Annotated in this window: 20 protein-coding genes; 7 read left to right on the top strand and 13 right to left on the bottom strand. The window is 56.0% G+C overall.

Annotated elements, in window-relative coordinates:
* Window positions 1–49: 49 nt before the first annotated feature.
* From spoT to gmk, 3 genes are read right to left on the bottom strand one after another with little or no spacing between them, the layout of a single operon-like run.
* Window positions 50–2,170 (bottom strand): bifunctional GTP diphosphokinase/guanosine-3',5'-bis pyrophosphate 3'-pyrophosphohydrolase, encoded by a 2,121-nt coding sequence (gene spoT / locus OQV00_RS00605; protein ID WP_004868967.1) that lies wholly within the window; start codon window positions 2,168–2,170, stop codon window positions 50–52.
* A gap of 18 nt (window positions 2,171–2,188) precedes the next feature.
* A complete protein-coding gene (rpoZ, locus tag OQV00_RS00610) occupies window positions 2,189–2,464 on the bottom strand; it encodes a DNA-directed RNA polymerase subunit omega (protein ID WP_004868966.1) in 276 nt (91 codons plus the stop codon).
* Window positions 2,465–2,518: 54 nt separating this feature from the next.
* A complete protein-coding gene (gene gmk / locus OQV00_RS00615; protein WP_004868963.1) occupies window positions 2,519–3,142 on the bottom strand; it encodes a guanylate kinase in 624 nt (207 codons plus the stop codon).
* A 256-nt stretch (window positions 3,143–3,398) separates the two neighbouring features.
* On the opposite strand from gmk, the gene ligB reads away from it, so the two are divergent.
* Window positions 3,399–5,078 carry an NAD-dependent DNA ligase LigB gene (gene ligB, locus OQV00_RS00620; RefSeq protein ID WP_048022788.1) on the top strand — a complete coding sequence of 560 codons (1,680 nt, stop codon included), beginning with the start codon at window positions 3,399–3,401 and terminating at the stop codon, window positions 5,076–5,078.
* 5 nt (window positions 5,079–5,083) lie between these two features.
* Here ligB and OQV00_RS00625 read toward each other — a convergent pair whose 3' ends face one another.
* The gene (locus OQV00_RS00625; RefSeq protein WP_004868959.1) at window positions 5,084–5,701 is read right to left on the bottom strand and encodes a trimeric intracellular cation channel family protein; all 618 of its coding nucleotides are present in this window, start codon (window positions 5,699–5,701) and stop codon (window positions 5,084–5,086) included.
* Window positions 5,702–5,908: 207 nt separating this feature from the next.
* The gene (locus OQV00_RS00630; RefSeq protein WP_004868955.1) at window positions 5,909–6,772 is read right to left on the bottom strand and encodes a YicC/YloC family endoribonuclease; all 864 of its coding nucleotides are present in this window, start codon (window positions 6,770–6,772) and stop codon (window positions 5,909–5,911) included.
* Between the two features lie 239 nt (window positions 6,773–7,011).
* On the opposite strand from OQV00_RS00630, the gene rph reads away from it, so the two are divergent.
* Both rph and pyrE read left to right on the top strand, forming a co-directional pair.
* Entirely contained in the window at window positions 7,012–7,728 is a 717-nt protein-coding gene (rph, locus tag OQV00_RS00635; RefSeq protein ID WP_004868954.1) for a ribonuclease PH, read from the top strand.
* Between the two features lie 175 nt (window positions 7,729–7,903).
* Window positions 7,904–8,545, top strand: a complete 642-nt coding sequence (pyrE, locus tag OQV00_RS00640) for an orotate phosphoribosyltransferase (RefSeq protein WP_004868953.1) — start codon at window positions 7,904–7,906, stop codon at window positions 8,543–8,545.
* 39 nt (window positions 8,546–8,584) lie between these two features.
* On the opposite strand, the gene slmA is transcribed toward pyrE, so the two are convergent.
* The 3 genes from slmA to coaBC form a co-directional block, all read right to left on the bottom strand.
* Window positions 8,585–9,181, bottom strand: coding sequence for a nucleoid occlusion factor SlmA (gene slmA, locus OQV00_RS00645; RefSeq protein WP_004868952.1), 597 nt, complete (start codon window positions 9,179–9,181; stop codon window positions 8,585–8,587).
* Between the two features lie 125 nt (window positions 9,182–9,306).
* Window positions 9,307–9,765 (bottom strand): dUTP diphosphatase, encoded by a 459-nt coding sequence (gene dut, locus OQV00_RS00650; protein WP_004868951.1) that lies wholly within the window; start codon window positions 9,763–9,765, stop codon window positions 9,307–9,309.
* Window positions 9,743–10,954: a bifunctional phosphopantothenoylcysteine decarboxylase/phosphopantothenate--cysteine ligase CoaBC gene (gene coaBC, locus OQV00_RS00655; protein WP_032718458.1), complete on the bottom strand. Its 1,212-nt coding sequence runs from the start codon at window positions 10,952–10,954 to the stop codon at window positions 9,743–9,745. Before coaBC ends, dut begins: the two co-directional genes overlap by 23 nt.
* A 173-nt stretch (window positions 10,955–11,127) precedes the next feature.
* Between coaBC and radC the strand changes: the two genes are divergently transcribed.
* From radC to mutM, 4 genes are all read left to right on the top strand, one after another.
* A complete protein-coding gene (gene radC / locus OQV00_RS00660; RefSeq protein ID WP_004868949.1) occupies window positions 11,128–11,793 on the top strand; it encodes a RadC family protein in 666 nt (221 codons plus the stop codon).
* A 216-nt stretch (window positions 11,794–12,009) separates the two neighbouring features.
* Window positions 12,010–12,246 (top strand): 50S ribosomal protein L28, encoded by a 237-nt coding sequence (gene rpmB, locus OQV00_RS00665; protein ID WP_002436699.1) that lies wholly within the window; start codon window positions 12,010–12,012, stop codon window positions 12,244–12,246.
* 20 nt (window positions 12,247–12,266) lie between these two features.
* Window positions 12,267–12,434 carry a 50S ribosomal protein L33 gene (gene rpmG / locus OQV00_RS00670; RefSeq protein WP_003024094.1) on the top strand — a complete coding sequence of 56 codons (168 nt, stop codon included), beginning with the start codon at window positions 12,267–12,269 and terminating at the stop codon, window positions 12,432–12,434.
* Between the two features lie 147 nt (window positions 12,435–12,581).
* On the top strand, window positions 12,582–13,391 hold the full coding sequence (gene mutM / locus OQV00_RS00675; protein WP_004868948.1) for a bifunctional DNA-formamidopyrimidine glycosylase/DNA-(apurinic or apyrimidinic site) lyase: 810 nt from the start codon (window positions 12,582–12,584) through the stop codon (window positions 13,389–13,391).
* An 89-nt stretch (window positions 13,392–13,480) separates the two neighbouring features.
* Here mutM and coaD read toward each other — a convergent pair whose 3' ends face one another.
* The 5 genes from coaD to OQV00_RS00700 all read right to left on the bottom strand — a co-directional run bounded on the left by coaD (window position 13,481) and on the right by OQV00_RS00700 (window position 18,210).
* On the bottom strand, window positions 13,481–13,957 hold the full coding sequence (gene coaD, locus OQV00_RS00680) for a pantetheine-phosphate adenylyltransferase (RefSeq protein WP_004868947.1): 477 nt from the start codon (window positions 13,955–13,957) through the stop codon (window positions 13,481–13,483).
* 2 nt (window positions 13,958–13,959) lie between these two features.
* Window positions 13,960–14,730 (bottom strand): glycosyltransferase family 2 protein, encoded by a 771-nt coding sequence (locus tag OQV00_RS00685; RefSeq protein WP_004868946.1) that lies wholly within the window; start codon window positions 14,728–14,730, stop codon window positions 13,960–13,962.
* The gene (waaA, locus tag OQV00_RS00690) at window positions 14,730–16,004 is read right to left on the bottom strand and encodes a lipid IV(A) 3-deoxy-D-manno-octulosonic acid transferase (protein WP_004868944.1); all 1,275 of its coding nucleotides are present in this window, start codon (window positions 16,002–16,004) and stop codon (window positions 14,730–14,732) included. The genes OQV00_RS00685 and waaA overlap by 1 nt, the downstream gene beginning before the upstream one ends.
* A 91-nt stretch (window positions 16,005–16,095) precedes the next feature.
* Entirely contained in the window at window positions 16,096–17,085 is a 990-nt protein-coding gene (locus tag OQV00_RS00695) for a glycosyltransferase (RefSeq protein ID WP_004868941.1), read from the bottom strand.
* A 30-nt stretch (window positions 17,086–17,115) separates the two neighbouring features.
* Complete coding sequence (locus OQV00_RS00700) at window positions 17,116–18,210, bottom strand: glycosyltransferase (protein ID WP_004868939.1); 1,095 nt, start codon at window positions 18,208–18,210, stop codon at window positions 17,116–17,118.
* Window positions 18,211–18,212: the final 2 nt, after the last annotated feature.

Genomic DNA, 18,212 nt, shown 5'->3' on the forward strand with positions numbered 1-18,212 from the left:
GGGAACGGTACCCGTGCGGTGCAAAACGCGAATGATTTTGTGCGCAAGGCTAGTTTCGGTTACGGGTGACTTTTATTACATCCGGCATAACGCGAATTTTGCGCATAATATTCGCCAGATGTACGCGATCGCGCGCCGTCAGGCGGATAAACGCGCTGTACACGCGACCATCTTTTTCTTCGGTATTCAGACTCTGAATATTAGAAGAGGCGGTATTAATGGCCGCGGTGAGGTTCGCCAGTGCACCCTGGTGGTTAAACATATCCACCTTAATTTCGGTGATAAATTCCTGCGCGGTCTCTTTATCCCACTCGACGGCCATAAACTTCTCTGGCTCTTTCTGATAGCCACGAATGTTACGGCAGGACTCATGGTGAATGACCAGGCCTTTGCCAGGGCTGACATGGGCGATAATCGGGTCGCCGGGAATCGGACGGCAGCACTTCGCAAAGGTAATCAGAACGCCGTCAGCGCCTTTAATCGGCAGATGACCATGGCCTGAAGAGGCGCCTTGCGCCGGTGCGGTGACGGTCTCGCCCTGTTGCAGGTTTTTGGCTACCACCACGCTCATCGCGTTGCCGAGGCCAATTTCCGCCAGCAGATCGTCAAGGCTGGCCAGCTTCATGCGTTCCAGCTCACGCTGAATGCTCTCCTGCGGGATTTCAGCCAGTTTACGGCTACCGCCGAGGGCGTGGTTGAGCAGACGGCGACCCAGGCTGACGGAGTCATCGCGCTTAAGGTTTTTCAACAGCTGGCGAATTTTGGCGCGCGCTTTTGAGCTGACGACAAAGTTCAGCCACGCGGCATTCGGACGTGCGCCCGGTGCGGTGATGATTTCCACCGTCTGGCCGCTGGAAAGCGACTGGGACAATGGATACGGCTGGCGGTCGACGCGTGCGCCAACGCAGGCATGGCCGATATCGGTATGTACCGCGTAGGCGAAGTCCACCGGCGTGGCGCCAGCGGGGAGTTCGACAATGCGCCCTTCCGGGGTGAAAACGTAAATCTCATCCGGGAACAGATCGGATTTGACGCTCTCGATAAATTCAAACGAGCTGCCTGCGCTTTGCTGCAGCTCCAGCAGGCTCTGCATCCAGCGCTGGGCGCGGATTTGTGCGGTGGTGCTGCTTTCGCCGCCGTGCTCTTTATAGGCCCAGTGCGCCGCAACCCCCATTTCTGCCATCTGGTCCATGTCTTCGGTACGAATTTGTACTTCAACCGGGACGCCGTGAGGGCCGATCATCGAGGTGTGCAAAGATTGATAGCCGTTCGCCTTGGGAATGGCGATGTAATCTTTCATCCTGCCAGGACGAGGCTTGTAAAGGCTATGCATCTGGCCAAGCACGCGGTAGCAGGTGTCAGCATCATGCACAATCACGCGGAAGGCGTAGATATCCATAATCGAGTGAAAACGCTGCTCTTTCAGCACCATTTTGCAGTAGATGGAGTACAGATGCTTCTCGCGACCGCTGACGCGACAGGGGATTCCCGCTTCCTGTAAACGCCCTTCGATTTCAGAGAGGATCTTTTGAATCATCTCTTTACGGTTGCCGCGCGCTGCTTTGACGACTTCTTTGATGACGCGATAGCGGTTGGGATACAGCGCTTCAAAGCCCAGCTCTTCGAGCTCGGTTTTGATGTGGTGGATACCTAAACGGTGGGCCAGCGGGCTGTAGATCTCCAGCGTTTCGCGGGCAATGCGGCGGCGTTTATCCGGGCGGAGTGAGCCCAGGGTGCGCATGTTGTGCGTGCGGTCGGCAAGTTTGATCAGGATGACGCGGATATCCTGCACCATCGCCATAATCATTTTGCGAAAGTTTTCGGCCTGCGCCTCTTTCTTATCGCGGAACTTGAGCTTATCAAGTTTCGATACCCCCTCTACCAGCTCAGCAACGCTTTTGCCAAAGAGCTGCTCCATATCCTGGTAGGTGGCAGGGGTATCTTCAATCACGTCATGCAGTAGCGCAGCCATCAGCGTTTCATGGTCGAGTTTCATCTCGGCCAGAATGCAGGCTACCGCTACCGGGTGCGTGATATAAGGTTCACCGCTTGAACGTGTCTGGCCCTCGTGAGCGTCACGTGCAACGAGATATGCCTGCCGAAGACGCTTGATTTGCTCTTCCGGCAGGTAATTTTGAATCAGCTGATTCAGGCTTTCAAACAGATACAAGGGCTACCCACTGCGTGATTAACGACGGCCTTCGGCAATAGCGGTAACGGCTTGTAATTCAGCGGCTTCCTGCTCTTGCTGCTCTTGACGATCGCGGACGTCGAGGATCTGATTGTTGATCAGACCTTCTTCGATTTCGCGCAGTGCAATAACGGTAGTTTTATCGTTTTCTTCCGGTACCAGCGGATCTTTTCCGCCAACCTGCATCTGACGAGCGCGACGCGCGGCGACCAGTACCAGGTCAAAACGGTTACCAATTTTCTCTACAGCGTCCTGAACAGTTACGCGTGCCATACTTAAAATGCTCCACAGATGAAGAAATGACTGGGCATGATACTGAATGTGGGTTCAGTCTGCCAACAGTTTGGTGATTAAAGCGCCATGTCGCTGCTTTTGGCGGCTCATGCGCAGACGTTCGGCGCGAATAATGTTTTTCAGATCGCTCAGGGCGGTATCAAAATCATCATTCACAATAAGGTAATCATATTCCGCGTAATGACTCATTTCTGCAACAGCCTGAGCCATACGTTTTGCGATCACCTCTTCGCTGTCCTGGCCGCGGCCACGCAGGCGACGGTCAAGCTCATCTTTTGACGGCGGCAGAATAAAGATGCTGCGCGCGCCAGCCATTTTTTGACGGATTTGCTGAGCGCCCTGCCAGTCGATATCCAGGAAGACGTCGACGCCGGTTGCCAGTACCTGCTCGATGGTTTCGCGCGAGGTGCCGTAATAGTTGCCAAAAACTTCCGCGTGCTCAAGAAATGCGTCTCTGCTAATCATCGCCCTGAAATCGTCGTGATTAACGAAGAAATAGTGTTCGCCGTGCACTTCACCCGGACGCGGCGCGCGCGTGGTATGTGAAACAGAGACCTGGGTGTCGTACAGCGGTTGGGTTTTCAATAAAGCCTGAATCAGGCTGGATTTACCCGCGCCACTTGGGGCGGAAACAATATAAAGCGTGCCTTGAGCCATGAGAGTCTTTTGTATGTGATTGTCGAAAGAGATACTACATACGAGCCTATTATACACGGCGCCGCACCGTGACGCAGTCCCTGTCACACTTTTTGCTTCTGTTTCTTTCATTTTGCCAGCCGTTTCCCTGATTTCGCCGTGTATTGCGCAGCAGGCAAACAAAGTCTGGATGTCCGATCGCAGCGTGATAAATCCCTCGTCGCCGAATAAAACCGCTCTCCTGCAGAATGTTTGCGGGTAAACAGGAGGTGGAGTCATGCATAAATGGATCTGGATGATTGGCGCGTGGGCGGTGGCTGGATACGGACAGGCTACCTGTCCTGAATGGCCGCAGGCACAGGCCCGGCAGGAGGTACATCGTCTCAATCAACAGGTGACGGCCTGGAACAATGCGTACTGGCGACAGGGGAGCAGTGGGGTCAGTGATGAAGTATACGACCAGCTTTCGGCGCGACTTATGCAGTGGCGGCGCTGTTTTTCGCTGCTATCGCCTGCGGATAACGATGATGTGCCGCCCGCTACCGGAGAGGTCAGGCATCCGGTTGCCCATACCGGCGTGCGTAAACTGGCCGATAAATCGGATATTGCGCGGTGGATGCGCGATAAAACGGATCTCTGGGTGCAGCCGAAAGTGGACGGTGTCGCCGTGACGCTGGTGTATCGCCACGGGCGGCTGGCACAGGCCATTAGCCGTGGCGATGGTCGAGCCGGGGAGGATTGGACCGCCAGGGTGAGGCTGATTCCGGCCGTGCCGAAGATGACGGAGGGCGAGCTGGCGAACAGCGTGCTGCAGGGAGAGATTTTTCTGCAGCGCGACGGGCATGTGCAGAAGCAAATGGGGGGAATGAATGCCCGGGCGAAAGTGGCCGGTACTCTGATGCGCCTCGATACCCCGGCGCAGCTTGCGGAACTGGGGATCTTTATCTGGGCATGGCCAGATGGCCCTCAGGACATGCGCCAGCGTCTGGCTCTGTTGCGCAAGAGTGGATTTCTCCACAGCGCCTCTTTTACGCAGCCCGTTACGGATGCGCGGCAGGTGGCACGGTGGCGAGAGCGCTGGTTAACCTCGCCTCTGCCTTTTACTACCGACGGCGTGGTCGTGCGCCGCGGCCACGAACCCGGCGGGCGATTGTGGTCGCCAGGACAGGGTGAGTGGGTCGTTGCGTGGAAATATCCGCCGGCATCGCGGTTAATGGAAGTGCGCGGCATTCGCTTTCGGGTCGGGCGCAGCGGCAAAATTTCCGTCGTCGCTCTGCTGGAGCCGCAGCGCCTTGACGACAAACGGGTTAAGCAAGTCAGTATTGGCTCGCTTTCTCGCTGGAAGCGCCTGGATATTGGCCTCGGCGATCAGCTGCAAATCAGTCTGGCGGGCCAGGGCATTCCGCGCCTCGACAGCGTAGTATGGCGATCGGCGCAGCGTACGAAACCGCAGCCTCCCCCGGAACGGTTTACCCCGTTGACCTGCTATTTCACCACGCCGGGGTGTGATGCGCAGTTTCTCTCAAGGCTTATCTGGCTATCGTCAAAACCGGTTCTGAATCTTGATGGCGTGGGTGAATCAGTATGGCGCACGGTGCAACATGCGCGCCCGCTGGCGCATCTGTTCTCGTGGCTGGCATTGACGCCAGCGCAGCTGCAGGGGATTCCGGGGATAACCTCCGGGCGCGGGCAGCGGCTTTGGCACCAGTTTAACCTGGCGCGCGAGCAGCCCTTTCTGCGCTGGGTCCAGGCGATTGGCGTACCGATTCCCCGGGCGGCGCTTGCCGGTCTGGCGAGGGAAAACTGGCAGCAGCTACGAGAACGTTCTGAAGAACAGTGGCAGCGTCTGCCGGGCATGGGGGCAGGGAGAGCGAGGCAGCTGGTTGCCTTTCTCCAGCACCCGGATGTTGCCGCGCTGGCGCAGTGGCTCAGCGGGCAACATATACCCGGGTTTTGAGAGGATCAGTGGGCGTTATGGTTGTAGTGGAAGACGGGCAGCCCCAGCTTCCAGCGCAGCGCCAGCATGCGAGCGGTGAAGCCAAACAGCAAGGTGGAGATCACCACCACGTCGTGGCTGCTGACGTAATGCTGCAGGGCAATATAGAGAATTGCGGCCGCAAACGAGATGCCGGCATACAGCTCCTTCTGGAAAACCAGCGGAATGCGCTTGCAGAACATGTCCCGCAGTACGCCGCCAAATACGCCGGTAATCACGGCGGCGATAGAGGCGATCACCGGTCCTTCTCCCATATCCAGCGCGATTTGCGCGCCGATAATTGAGAACACCACCAGCCCCAGGGCATCCAGAACCAGAAACAGACGGCGTAGATGGGGCATGACCGGCGCAGCAATAGTCGTTAACACTGCCGCGACGGCGACGATAATGACGTATTCCGGATGTTTTACCCACCCCAGCGGGTAGTGGCCCAGCAGAATATCCCGGACTGAGCCGCCGCCCAGCGCGGTGGCGGTAGCAATGATGATGACTCCAAAAGTGTCCATCCGGCGGCGACCGGCCGCCAGAGCGCCGGTCATCGCTTCCGCAGTAATACCGATTAAATACAGAATATGAAGCAGCATAAATCCCCCACAATGATGTCGGGCAGATTAGCGATTTGTGCGTAAGATCACGATTGAGATTTTCTAAGGTGAATCATTTTCCCCAGGAAAAACTAATGTGAGAGGTGTTTTATTAGCAGTAGTGCAGGGAGATGTTGATCGACGGATGATAAAAACAGATAAGTAAAAGTAATGCTGGCTCACAACAAGAGGAGCCAGCAAAAGAGATTACTCGATGTTCTGAATTTGCTCGCGCATTTGCTCGATCAGGACTTTCAGTTCGATGGCGGAATTGGTCACTTCGGCATTAATGGATTTCGATGCCAGCGTGTTCGACTCGCGGTTAAATTCCTGCATCATAAAGTCAAGACGGCGGCCAACGGCTTCTTTCTTCTTCAGGATGTTCCAGGTCTCTTTTACGTGCGCTTCCAGACGATCCAGCTCTTCGGCGACGTCGATACGCTGCGCCATCAGCACCAGCTCTTGTTCGAGACGGTTGTTTTCCAGCTGCACTTCCGCATCTTCCAGTCGGGAAACCAGGCGCTCGCGCTGCCACTGTAAGATTTCCGGCATATGGGCGCGCACTTTGGCGACTTCGGCGGTGACGCCTTCCAGACGCTGCTCAATAAGCGCTTTCAGCGCCTGACCTTCGGTCTCGCGGGCAACGATAAAATCATCCAGCGCACCATTCAGGGCCGACAGAATATCGGCGGCAATCGCATCGAGATCCTGTTCCTGAGCAGCCATTACGCCAGGCCAGCGCAGAATATCAACCGGGTTGATTTCGCCTTCGTCGCTCTGCATCTTGACCCAGTTGGCGGCATTGACCAGCTGTTTTGCAAGGCTTTCGTTCAGAATCAGCTCGCCCTGGGCGCTGGGATCCTGATCAAAACGTAAGGTACATTCAACTTTGCCACGGGTCAGGCGAGAACGGATGCGCTCGCGCACGACAGGCTCCAGGCTACGGAACTGCTCCGGCAGACGGAAATAAGTTTCCAGATATCGTTGGTTTACCGAGCGCAGTTCCCATGCGGCGCTGCCCCATTCACCCTTGATTTCACGCCGGGCATAGGCGGTCATACTGCGGATCATAGACGTTCCTGTTTTTAAAGGAGAGTGAGGTGGATTATAGCTTTCAGGGCCTTATCAGGATAGGAATAAGCGAGCATTATCCGTATATACACGTTATCCTTCTGGCAGCCCCTCTGTTGGCGGCATCGCTCAGCCCTGAGCGCCAGTTATCTACGCCGTCAGAGGCGCGTCACCTCATGCATCCCGCATGATTTTGTGTATAATGCGCGCCACATTCGTTTCAAGCCGGAGAGATCATTATGCGTCCAGCAGGTCGTAGCGCTAATCAGGTGCGTCCCGTCACCCTGACCCGTAACTATACAATACACGCAGAAGGCTCCGTGCTGGTCGAATTTGGTGACACTAAAGTGTTGTGCACCGCATCGATCGATGAAGGCGTGCCGCGCTTCCTGAAAGGCCAGGGCCAGGGTTGGATCACGGCAGAATATGGCATGCTGCCGCGTGCAACGCATACCCGTAACGCGCGTGAAGCCGCGAAAGGGAAACAGGGCGGCCGTACTATGGAAATCCAGCGTCTGATTGCCCGTGCGCTGCGTGCGGCGGTCGATCTGAAAGCGTTGGGCGAATTCACCATTACTCTCGATTGTGATGTTTTGCAGGCTGACGGTGGCACCCGTACCGCATCCATTACCGGGGCCTGCGTGGCGCTGGCCGATGCGCTGAATAAGCTGGTGGCGGCCGGCAAGCTGAAAAGCAATCCAATGAAAGGGATGGTCGCCGCGGTTTCCGTTGGTATCGTCAATGGCGAAGCGCTGTGCGATCTGGAATATGTCGAGGATTCAGCGGCGGAAACCGATATGAACGTGGTGATGACCGAAGATGGTCGCATCATTGAGGTACAGGGCACCGCGGAAGGCGAGCCGTTTACCCACGAAGAGCTACTCACCTTGCTGGCGCTGGCCCGCGGGGGTATCGAATCCATTGTCGCGACGCAGAAAGCGGCATTAGAAAATTAATTTTAAGGGCGGCTGATGAGTCGCCCTTTTTTTTACGTTTTATTCTTCATGCGGTCTTTCTCGGCTGCCGCACGCGACCGGCTCGCAGCGTTATCGACGTATCTGTGCCGCCTGATGACGCGTGAAGAATTTGGCGTAAACCTAAATGATGAAAAGTAAGATAAGGAGCGAATCCATGAAACCGTATCAGCGCCAGTTTATTGAGTTTGCGCTTAACAAGCAGGTACTTAAGTTTGGCGAATTTACGCTGAAATCCGGGCGTAAGAGCCCCTATTTCTTCAACGCCGGCCTGTTTAATACCGGGCGCGATCTGGCACTGTTAGGCCGTTTCTACGCCGAAGCGCTGGTCGATTCCGGAATTGATTTCGATCTGCTGTTTGGGCCGGCTTATAAAGGGATTCCTATCGCGACGACTACCGCGGTTGCGCTGGCGGAGCACCATGACCTGGATTTGCCTTACTGCTTTAACCGCAAAGAAGCAAAAACCCACGGTGAGGGGGGCAATCTGGTCGGCAGCCCGCTGCAGGGGCGCGTCATGCTGGTTGATGATGTCATTACCGCAGGTACCGCGATTCGCGAGTCGATGGAAATTATCCAGGCGCACGGCGCGGAACTGGCCGGCGTGCTGATCTCTCTGGACCGTCAGGAGCGCGGCCGCGGCGAAATCTCGGCGATTCAGGAGGTCGAGCGTGACTACGGCTGCAAAGTGATTTCTATCGTGACGCTGAAAGACCTGATTGCCTATCTGGAAGAGAAGCCGGAGATGGCTGAACATCTGGCGACGGTACGTGCTTACCGCGAAGAGTTTGGTGTATAAGTCGAAAGCCCCGGAGGCGATATGCCTCCGGGATTTCCGCTACTGCAGCTGAGCGGCGACCAGCGGCCAGCGGGCGTCAAAATCATCCGTCGGACGATATTTAAACTCGCTGCGAACAAAACGCGACAGCATGCCTTCGCAAAATGCCAGCAGCTGGCTGGCCAGCAGCGCCTCATCGATGGTGTAACCTTCACCTTCCCGCATTTTCTTCTCACGCATGACCTGGCGCAGCTGAACCTCGATACGCTCAAACAGCTGGTTAATCCGCCCCTGGAGACGATCCTGTTCGAACATCAGCGCATGGCCGGTCAGAATTCGCGTCAGCCCAGGATTACGCTCACCAAACCCAAGAATCAGCAGCACAATCAGACGCAGGCGCGCCGACGTGTCTTTTTCATCTTTTAAAATCAAATTGATGCGCGTAATCAGACTGTCTTCGATAAACTCGATCAGGCTATCGAACATGCGGGTTTTACTGGGGAAATGGCGGTACAACGCCGCTTCGGATACCCCGACAGACGCCGCCAGTTTCGCTGTGGTAATGCGCTGACTTCCATCGCTGGATTCAAGCATCAGGGCCAGAGACTGAAGTATTTCTTCGCGACGATTCCTTTTCGCAGTTTGTTTTTCTGCCATGTTTTAAAATACCCCTGAAAATAAGCACTTGTCAGGCAGACATCCACAAAGTGACCGCAAACGGTCGTTTGCGGCGATGTTATTGCATTAGTGCACTTTGGGATGCGGATTCGATGTGGTCGGGCTTATGCGCGCCCTGAGTGACCAAAGCCACCTTCGCCACGTTCGGTGGCGTCAAAATCTTCCACCAGGTTAAATTCCGCCTGTACGACGGGTACAAAGACCATTTGAGCGATGCGCTCGCCAGGTTCAATCGTAAAGCTCTGCTGGCCGCGGTTCCAGACGGAAACCATCAGCTGCCCCTGATAGTCGGAGTCGATAAGACCAACCAGGTTGCCCAGAACCACGCCGTGCTTATGGCCCAGCCCGGAGCGCGGCAGAATCACCGCCGCCAGAGAGGGATCGGCGATATGAATAGCCAGACCGGTCGGCAACAGCGTGGTTGCACCCGGCGCCAGCTCTACGGCGTCGTCGAGACAGGCTCGCAGGTCAAGTCCGGCGGAGCCGGAGGTGGCATAGGTCGGCAGCGGAAATTGCTGGCCAACGCGCGGGTCCAGAATCTTAACGTCGATTTTTTTCATCATAACGGGTCACGATCTCGTCGAGTAATAATTGGCCAAGGAGTTCTTTACGCTCAAGTGGCAAGCGCTTATCTCCATCCTGCCAGAAAAGGTGTAATGCGTTGCTGTCGCTGTTAAAGCCTTGATCAGGCTGCGAAACATCGTTAGCGCAAATCAGGTCGAGATTTTTGCGCGCGCGTTTTTGCTTCGCGTATTCTTCCACATTATTCGTTTCGGCGGCAAACCCTACGACAAAAGGCCGATTAGCCGCGAGTGCCGCCACCCCGGCAACAATATCCGGATTTTTGACCATTTTGAGGGTGAGTTCATCACCTTGCTTTTTAATTTTTTCTTCAGCGATGGCGACGGCACGATAGTCTGCTACGGCGGCACAACCAATAAAAATCTGCTGCTGCTGGGCATTTTGCTGGACCGCAGCTTCCATTTCCAGCGCGGTCGTTACATCGATTCGCTGTACAAACGGCGGCGTCGGCAATGCAACCGGCCCGCTCACCAGCGTGACGTTTGCCCCGCGGCTTGCGGCCGCGGCGGCAATGGCAAACCCCATCTTGCCGGAGCTGTGGTTAGTAATATAACGCACCGGATCCAGAGGTTCACGCGTGGGGCCCGCGGTAATCATGATGTTGAGATGTTGCAAATCTTTGACAGGCGAAAAATGCGCAGCGGCTAAATCAACAATCGTCATCGGATCCAGCATGCGGCCAGGGCCAATGTCGCCACAGGCCTGGCTACCGCTGTCCGGCCCCCAGAGCAGCAGGCCGCGTGAGGCGAGTACCTCGAGGTTATGCTGCGTGGCCGCTGCGCGGTACATTTGCTGATTCATCGCCGGGACAACGGCAACCGGAGAGGGGGTCGCGAGGCAGATAGTAGAAACCAGATCGTTGGCCATACCGGCCGCAACGCGGGCAATCAGATCGGCGGTTGCCGGGGCGAGGATAACCAGGTCCGCCCATTTGCCCAGCTCTATGTGACCCATCGCCGCTTCCGCTGCCGGATCGAGCAGACTATCGGAGACCGGATAGCCAGACACCGCCTGCAGGCTCAGTGGCGTAATGAAGGCTTTGGCGGCTTCCGTCATGGCAACACGCACATCCGCGCCACGGTCACGCAGGCGGCGCACCAGTTCCGGCGTTTTATAAGCAGCAATGCCGCCGCTCACGCCAAGAACGATCTTTTTACCAGCCAGACTCATCATGATTCTTTCCTGTTGCAGTACACCAGAATCCGCGCATATTACCACAATCCCGTCGCCGTCGCGTGACTGCCAGGCATTCACTTTGCGAGGCGCTACGCAACAGGTAGATACGGCAGTCGGCAGCACCGTCGGGCTGTGCCAGGATGGGGGCACGAGAAAGGAGAGGCCCTATGGATGCACCGGAACCCCTGATGCCACGGGAAAAAATGTGGCTTTACGGCATTGAAACGTTGTCGGACGTTGAGCTGCTGGCGCTGTTTTTACGCACCGGGACGCGGGACAAAGATGTCATGGCGTACTCGCATGACCTGTTACAGCGTTTTGGTTCGCTGTATGGCCTGCTGTCAGCGAATAAAGCACAGTTTGAGACGGTCGACGGGATTGGCCTGGCGAAATATGCTCAGCTAAAAGGAGTGGCTGAGCTGGCGCGGCGCTATTTTAGCCTGCGGCTGGTTGAAGAGCCCTCTCTGGTCACGCCGATGATGACGCTGGAGTTTTTGCAAAGCCATCTCTCCGATGAAGAGCGGGAGATCTTCATCGTGATCTTTTTAGATAATCAGAACCGGGTATTGAAACATAGCCGGCTTTTTTCTGGTACTCTTAGCCACGTAGAGGTGCATCCGCGAGAAATTGTACGCGAAGCCATCAAAGTGAACGCCGCTGCGGTGATCCTTGCACATAATCATCCGTCCGGTAGTCCCGAGCCGAGTAAGGCCGACAGACTGATGACCGAACGTGTGGTAAAGTGTTGTGGTTTCATGGATATACGAGTACTCGATCATCTTGTAATCGGCCGCGGTGCGTACGTATCTTTTGCCGAACGCGGCTGGATTTAGCCCCGATCACGCGATCCAGCGGGATCTTTGTCTGTTCGGGACTTGAGCACATCGCCGAGTCAGCGTATACTACGCCACCTTTGAGAATCTCGGGTTTGGCATTTGGGCCTGGCAATCGATGGTTCACTTAGAACTGCGATGACCGGGCTGTAAAGCCTGACGAGGCGCCGATACCCCATACGAAGCTCGAGCTAATTTGATTTTTGGAGAATAGACATGTCCCGAGTCTGCCAAGTTACTGGCAAGCGTCCGGTGACCGGTAACAACCGTTCCCACGCACTGAACGCGACCAAACGCCGTTTCCTGCCGAACCTGCACTCTCACCGTTTCTGGGTTGAGAGCGAAAAGCGTTTTGTCACCCTGCGTGTATCTGCTAAAGGTATGCGTGTTATTGATAAGAAAGGCATCGATACAGTTCTGTCTGAACTGCGTGCCCGTGGCGAAAAGTACTAAGTACTAAGAGGAAATAAATCATGGCTAAAGGTATTCGTGAGAAAATCAAGCTGGTTTCTTCTGCTGGTACTGGTCACTTCTATACCACCACGAAGAACAAACGTACTAAGCCGGAAAAACTGGAACTGAAAAAATTCGATCCAGTTGTCCGTCAGCACGTTTTATACAAAGAAGCTAAAATCAAATAATTTTAGTTTCCTTGTAAAGAAAACCCCGCTCCGGCGGGGTTTTTTGTTTTTTGTCCGGCAGAACCCGTCGGATAAACCCTGCCGGGAATTTGCTTCCCTGTCGTCTGTTGCTGCAGCACAATACTCTGGGTTAACGGAGGAAAACGAATGCCTGAATTACCTGAGGTAGAAACCAGCCGGCGTGGCATCGAACCATACCTGGTGGGCGCAACCATTCTGCACGCCGTTATTCGCAACGGGCGTCTGCGCTGGCCGGTCAGTGAAGAAATCTATCGTTTGAGCGACATACCGGTGCTGAGCGTGCAGCGCCGTGCCAAATATCTGCTGCTCGAGCTGCCCGGCGGCTGGATTATCGTCCACCTTGGGATGTCGGGAAGTCTGCGAATTCTGAGTGAAGAGCTGCCCGCAGAAAAGCACGATCATGTTGACCTCGTGATGAGTAATGGCAAGGTCCTGCGCTACACCGACCCACGCCGCTTTGGCGCCTGGCTGTGGACCCGCTCGCTGGAAGGGCATCCTGCGCTGGCACATCTTGGCCCAGAGCCCTTGAGCGATGATTTTAATGCCGACTATTTGCAGCAGAAGTGCGCGAAAAAGAAAACCGCTATTAAGCCCTGGCTGATGGATAACAAACTGGTGGTCGGGGTCGGCAATATCTACGCCAGCGAATCGCTGTTTTCGGCCGGGATCCATCCCGATCGGCTGGCGTCTTCGCTTTCACGCGAAGAGTGTGAACGGCTGGTAAAAGTGATTAAAGCGGTGCTGCTACGCTCGATTGAGCAGGGGGGCACGACGCTGAAGGATTTCCTGCAAAGTGATGGCAAGCCGGGCTACTTCGCCCAGGAGCTGCAGGTTTATGGCCGCAAGGGCGAGCTTTGTCGCGTTTGCGGCACGCCGATTACAGCCAGCAAACATGCTCAGCGGGCAACATTTTATTGCCGCCAGTGTCAGAAGTAAGGTGCTGATGTCACCACGATCCCGGTGACGCCTCGCCAGCCGGGTACGGGTTCACGCGATTGCTGGCGGGTAGCCCGGACGGCGCAAGATTACAGCTTTTTCAGCAGCGCCTGGTGTACGTTGGCCGGCAGGAAGTGGGAAACATCGCCCTGGTGGCGCGCCACTTCCTTCACCAGCGATGAAGAGATAAACGACCACTCTTTGCAGGGCATCAGGAAGACGCTTTCCAGGGTTGGCATCAGGTGGCGGTTCATATGTGCCAGCTGCATCTCATATTCGAAGTCCGCCACCGCACGTAAACCGCGAATGAGGATATTCGCCTGCTGCGCGCGGGCAAAATTCGCCATCAGATCGCTGAAACCAACCACCTCGACGTTGACCAGATGCGCCGTTGCCTGCTCCGCCAGCGCAATACGCTCGTCGAGGGTGAACATCGGTTTTTTGCTCGGGCTGGCGGCAATGGCCAGCAGCACCTTGTCAAACATGCTGGCGGCACGCGTGACGATATCGATATGCCCGTTGGTAATGGGGTCGAAGGTGCCCGGATAGATCGCTTTTGTGCTCATAATTACACTTTCTCTGAGTAGCCGCGGCTCAGCGCCCACAGCTCGGTGTATTTATTAAACGTATACTGCGCGTTGACCACGGCAAGTAGCCAGCCCTGTTTACCATCCAGCACGCCGCCGCGTAGCAGCAGCGTTTTCACAAAAGCCCCCAGCGTATGGCCGAAAATGCTCGCCAGAGAGGTCTTCTTCCCCTTCTGGTGGCGCTCCCGTGCCCAGGCAGAGGCATAGGCCAGCTGCTTTTGCTGGAAGCCGGAGAAGTCGCGGCAGGTCAGATGCAGTAAATCGCCCGACAGTTCGATAACCTGCGCGCCTTTGGCATCGAGCGATTCGTGCACCAGATTATTGTTATAGCGGAAACGGCTGCGTTCGTACAAACGCATGACGCGGTCGGGATACCAGCCGCTATGGCGCATAAAGCGGCCAAGGAAATAGTTACGCCGGGCGATGCTGTAGACGGCACCTTTTTGGGGCGCCTCCAGTACACGGCGAAGTGAGCAGGCCAGCTCCGGCGTCACGCGTTCATCGGTATCAATCATCAACACATAGTCGCCGGTCGCGTAGTCCTGGGCGCGCTGACGCTGAATACCGTAGCCTTGCCAGTCGCTGTTGATGTAGACCGTTGCGCCGAGGCGACGGGCCAGTTCGACGGTGTTATCGCTACTGCCGGAGTCCAGCAGCACGATTTCATCGGCCCACGCTACCGAGGCCAGGCAATCAGCCAGCAGATCCGCCGCATTTTTGGCGATCATTACGACGGACAGTCGGGTCGACATTAGTGGCTCCGCTGCGGCAGATAGGGTTGCAGTAAATGTAGCAGACGCGAGAGCGCGCCCTGGTTTTGATGCAACACTTCCACCGCGTGGCGGCCGTACCACAGACGATAGTCTTCATCGGTGAGCAGATTGGAGACCTGGGTGACCAGCGAACTGACGTCGGTGACCGTAATCAGACCATCGTCCTGCTGCAACTTGGCGCAAATATCTTTGAAGTTGAACGTGTGCGGGCCCATCAGTACCGGGATGGCGTGTGCCGCCGGCTCCAGCGGGTTGTGACCGCCGCGTTCGACCAGACTGCCGCCGACGAAGGCGAGGTCGGCAATGCCGTACAGCAGCATCAGCTCGCCCATGGTATCGCCGATCACCACCTGGGTACTGTTCGACGGGATTTCGCCGGTGCTGCGTAGCGTGAAGCTCATCCCCGCTTTCTGCACCATTTCTCGTGCATCGGCGAAGCGCTCCGGGTGACGAGGGACGAGAATCAACAGCAGATCCGGGAAAGTATCGAGCAGCTTCCTGTGCGCCTGCAGGATAATTTGTTCTTCACCGTCGTGGGTGCTGGTGGCTATCCAGACTTTGCGGTGCGGCGCCCACTGGCGGCGGAGGGTAATTGCGCGCGCGGCCAGCTCTGGCGTCACGGAAATATCAAATTTGAGGCTGCCGGTGACCGCCAGCTGGTTGCGCTTCAGGCCCAGAGCCAGAAAGCGATTGCCGTCTTCTTCATTCTGCGCCGCAATCAGCGTGATGCGACTGAGCAGCCGACGCATAAATTTCCCCAGTTTCGCGTAGCCTTTGGCGGAACGCTCCGACAGACGGGCGTTGGCGATGACCAGCGGGATTTTACGTTTGTGCAGCGCGGCGACCATATTTGGCCACAGCTCGGTTTCCATCACGATAACCAGCTTCGGTTGCACCGTGTTGAGGAAGCGGTTCATTGCGCAGGGCAAATCGTAAGGCAGATAGACATGATGAACATCTTTGCCGAAGGCGGACATGGCGCGTTCTGAGCCGGTCGGCGTCATGGTGGTGACGGTGATAGGCAGCGAGGGGTAGCGGTGGCGCAGCGCGCGCACGAGCGGGATAGCAGCAAGCGTCTCACCCACGGAAACGGAATGCAGCAGAATCCCATCCGGCGCTACCTTGTTCTGACAGAAGCCATAACGTTCAGCCCAGCGCTTTCGGTAGGCAGGGGCCTTACGGCTGCGCAGCAGCAGTCGCAGCCATACCAGCGGCTGAATAAGATAGAGTAGGGTGGTATAAAGCAATTCCAAGCGATTTATCCGATTTATGTTTTAGCGGGCAAATTCTAAGCATTTAGCCCGCGTAAAGCTATCTCTTTGGCGGAAACAACGGGATTCAGAGTCAGGTCGCGTCGCGATAGCGTTTAATGCGCAAATAGCGTCGGCCAAGGCGCCAGCGTAAACGGAAGGTACGCGCATTTTTCCAGATCAGACGCCAGATGCCGCGGTCAAAGAATTCTTTAATGATAATATGCTTTTTTGACTCATCTTTCATGCTATCAAAGGTATGAATAATTCCCAGCCCCTCTTTGGCAATTTGCCAGCGGCAGGCGGAAATATGACGCACCTTATCAGGATAGCGTTGGTTGATGGCCTCCAGCATCTCCAGAATTTTCATGTAGTGGCGCGCCGAGCGCATCAACGTATCGTCATTGTCCGGTTTGTGCGACACCGATTCCGAGTGAATATAGTAATCGTAGAACTGTTCGCTGGTGTACTGCACGCGTTCAGCCGCCAGCAGCGCTTCGGTGGTCCACGGAATGTCCTGATGACGTAATCCGGGCTCGAAGTGGAACTTGTGCTGCATGATAAATTCGCGGCGATAGATATTCAGCCAGGTCACGTGCAGGAACTTGCGCGAATCCAGCGCCTGTTTAAGCCAGACGTGGCCTGGCAGGATGCCGGTCGACGGCAGACGGTCCGGTGGAAGAATAGGGTGGATATCTTTGCGGGTTTCGTAAACGTAGCGGCCGTTACAGGTGGCGACATCAAGGCGGCCCTTTTCGGCCATCTCCAGCAGCGTACGGTACATCCCGGGATAAAGCTTATCGTCAATATCCGGGAAGGCCAGGTACTTGCCGGTTGCCACCGCCAGGCCGGTATTACGCGCGACCGAGACGCCCTGGTTTTCCTGTTCCAGCACGATAATATGGGGTAAGCGCGCTTTCCATTCGTCGATAACCGCCAGGCTACCGTCCGTCGAACCGTCGTTGACCAGGATCAGCTCATAGCTTTCCAGCTGCTGTTGTTCAATGCACTCAAAGAATTGCGCAAGGAATTTTTCGCCGTTATAAACGGCAGCCACAATGCTCAGTAAAGGCGTTTGACTCATAAATCATTCGATCCTGGTTAAATAGCGGCGTCAGCCGCGACGCAGCTGACGGTACTGCTGACAAATCGTATCCACGCTGAATTTTTCCAGTGCGGAAGGTTCGATAGCTGGTGGGTTATGGTAAATGCTTTGCATCGTCCGGGCCAGCGCCGGGCTGTTCAGATCGGCCAGGCCGCTGGCTAATTCGCCGGTGAGAATTTCCGTCACCCCGCCAGGACAGCGGGTGCTGGCCACCGGGGTATTTAGCAGCAGCGCCTCAACCACCACGTTACCAAAGCCTTCGCTGTCGGAGCTGAGCACCAGCATCCGCGCATGCTTAATCCACGGCAGCGGGTTTTTCTGAAAGCCTTTAAACAGAACACGATCGGCAACCTGTAGCTGCTGCGCCAGCTGGCGCAGGCGCTGTTCCTGCTCCGGTTTACCCTGACCCAGCAGCACCAGCGGCGCGGTGATTCCGCTTTGCGCATAGGCTTCGATCAGGCGATCGTGGCGTTTCCCCGGGTGGAACCGACCGACGTGAATAATATAATCCCCCGCAGGCTGCTCGCCAGGCGCATCGGCGGCGGCGCGCAGAGCGGGAATATCGAACGGGTTATAAATGGTTTTTAACTGTGCCGGGCGGATGGCGAACTGTTCGACCAGATCCTGACCTACCGCATCGGAGACGGTAATGACGTTGCGTCCCTGATAGACACGCTTAATCTTCTGCTGTTTCATCCAGCGATCAAATCCGGTGCGATGGCCCAGATATGATGTGGAAAAGACGCCATGCAGGCAGAACCAGACGTTCCGGTTTTTCAGCGACCGGCTGCGGGCGACAATGCGATCGGTTTTATGCAGGTTGGAGAGCACCAGATCGAATTCACCCTGCTGTTCGGCTGTGACGATGGCGGCATCCAGCTGGCGGGCGCGGCGCGAAAGTTCGGTGATTTTGCGCCAGGGTGTCCGGCTGCGGTCACTCACAACCTGATAATCCAGCCCTTCCGGCAGCGCATAATCGCAGACGTCGCGCAGAGAAAACAGTGAGACCCGTTCGCCCTGGCGCAGAAAATGCTCAGCCAGGGTCAGCACGACCTTCTCCGCCCCGCCGCCGGGCAGGCCGTCGATCACAAACAGTATACGCATCG

This window comes from Klebsiella sp. DY2415 (genome assembly GCF_026314315.1).
GTDB lineage: Bacteria > Pseudomonadota > Gammaproteobacteria > Enterobacterales > Enterobacteriaceae > Klebsiella > Klebsiella ornithinolytica.

Excerpts from the sequence above, each read along its gene's own strand:
- rpmG (WP_003024094.1), top strand. The coding sequence starts at position 12,267 with ATGGCTAAAGGTATTCGTGAGAAAATCAAGCTGGTTTCTTCTGCTGGT.
- slmA (WP_004868952.1), bottom strand. The coding sequence starts at position 9,181 with ATGGCAGAAAAACAAACTGCGAAAAGGAATCGTCGCGAAGAAATACTT.
- ligB (WP_048022788.1), top strand. The coding sequence starts at position 3,399 with ATGCATAAATGGATCTGGATGATTGGCGCGTGGGCGGTGGCTGGATAC.
- rph (WP_004868954.1), top strand. The coding sequence starts at position 7,012 with ATGCGTCCAGCAGGTCGTAGCGCTAATCAGGTGCGTCCCGTCACCCTG.
- OQV00_RS00625 (WP_004868959.1), bottom strand. The coding sequence starts at position 5,701 with ATGCTGCTTCATATTCTGTATTTAATCGGTATTACTGCGGAAGCGATG.
- OQV00_RS00695 (WP_004868941.1), bottom strand. The coding sequence starts at position 17,085 with ATGAGTCAAACGCCTTTACTGAGCATTGTGGCTGCCGTTTATAACGGC.
- OQV00_RS00630 (WP_004868955.1), bottom strand. The coding sequence starts at position 6,772 with ATGATCCGCAGTATGACCGCCTATGCCCGGCGTGAAATCAAGGGTGAA.
- OQV00_RS00685 (WP_004868946.1), bottom strand. The coding sequence starts at position 14,730 with ATGTCGACCCGACTGTCCGTCGTAATGATCGCCAAAAATGCGGCGGAT.
- gmk (WP_004868963.1), bottom strand. The coding sequence starts at position 3,142 with ATGGCTCAAGGCACGCTTTATATTGTTTCCGCCCCAAGTGGCGCGGGT.
- rpmB (WP_002436699.1), top strand. The coding sequence starts at position 12,010 with ATGTCCCGAGTCTGCCAAGTTACTGGCAAGCGTCCGGTGACCGGTAAC.
- pyrE (WP_004868953.1), top strand. The coding sequence starts at position 7,904 with ATGAAACCGTATCAGCGCCAGTTTATTGAGTTTGCGCTTAACAAGCAG.
- radC (WP_004868949.1), top strand. The coding sequence starts at position 11,128 with ATGGATGCACCGGAACCCCTGATGCCACGGGAAAAAATGTGGCTTTAC.
- mutM (WP_004868948.1), top strand. The coding sequence starts at position 12,582 with ATGCCTGAATTACCTGAGGTAGAAACCAGCCGGCGTGGCATCGAACCA.
- dut (WP_004868951.1), bottom strand. The coding sequence starts at position 9,765 with ATGATGAAAAAAATCGACGTTAAGATTCTGGACCCGCGCGTTGGCCAG.
- coaD (WP_004868947.1), bottom strand. The coding sequence starts at position 13,957 with ATGAGCACAAAAGCGATCTATCCGGGCACCTTCGACCCCATTACCAAC.
- rpoZ (WP_004868966.1), bottom strand. The coding sequence starts at position 2,464 with ATGGCACGCGTAACTGTTCAGGACGCTGTAGAGAAAATTGGTAACCGT.
- OQV00_RS00700 (WP_004868939.1), bottom strand. The coding sequence starts at position 18,210 with ATGCGTATACTGTTTGTGATCGACGGCCTGCCCGGCGGCGGGGCGGAG.
- coaBC (WP_032718458.1), bottom strand. The coding sequence starts at position 10,954 with ATGAGTCTGGCTGGTAAAAAGATCGTTCTTGGCGTGAGCGGCGGCATT.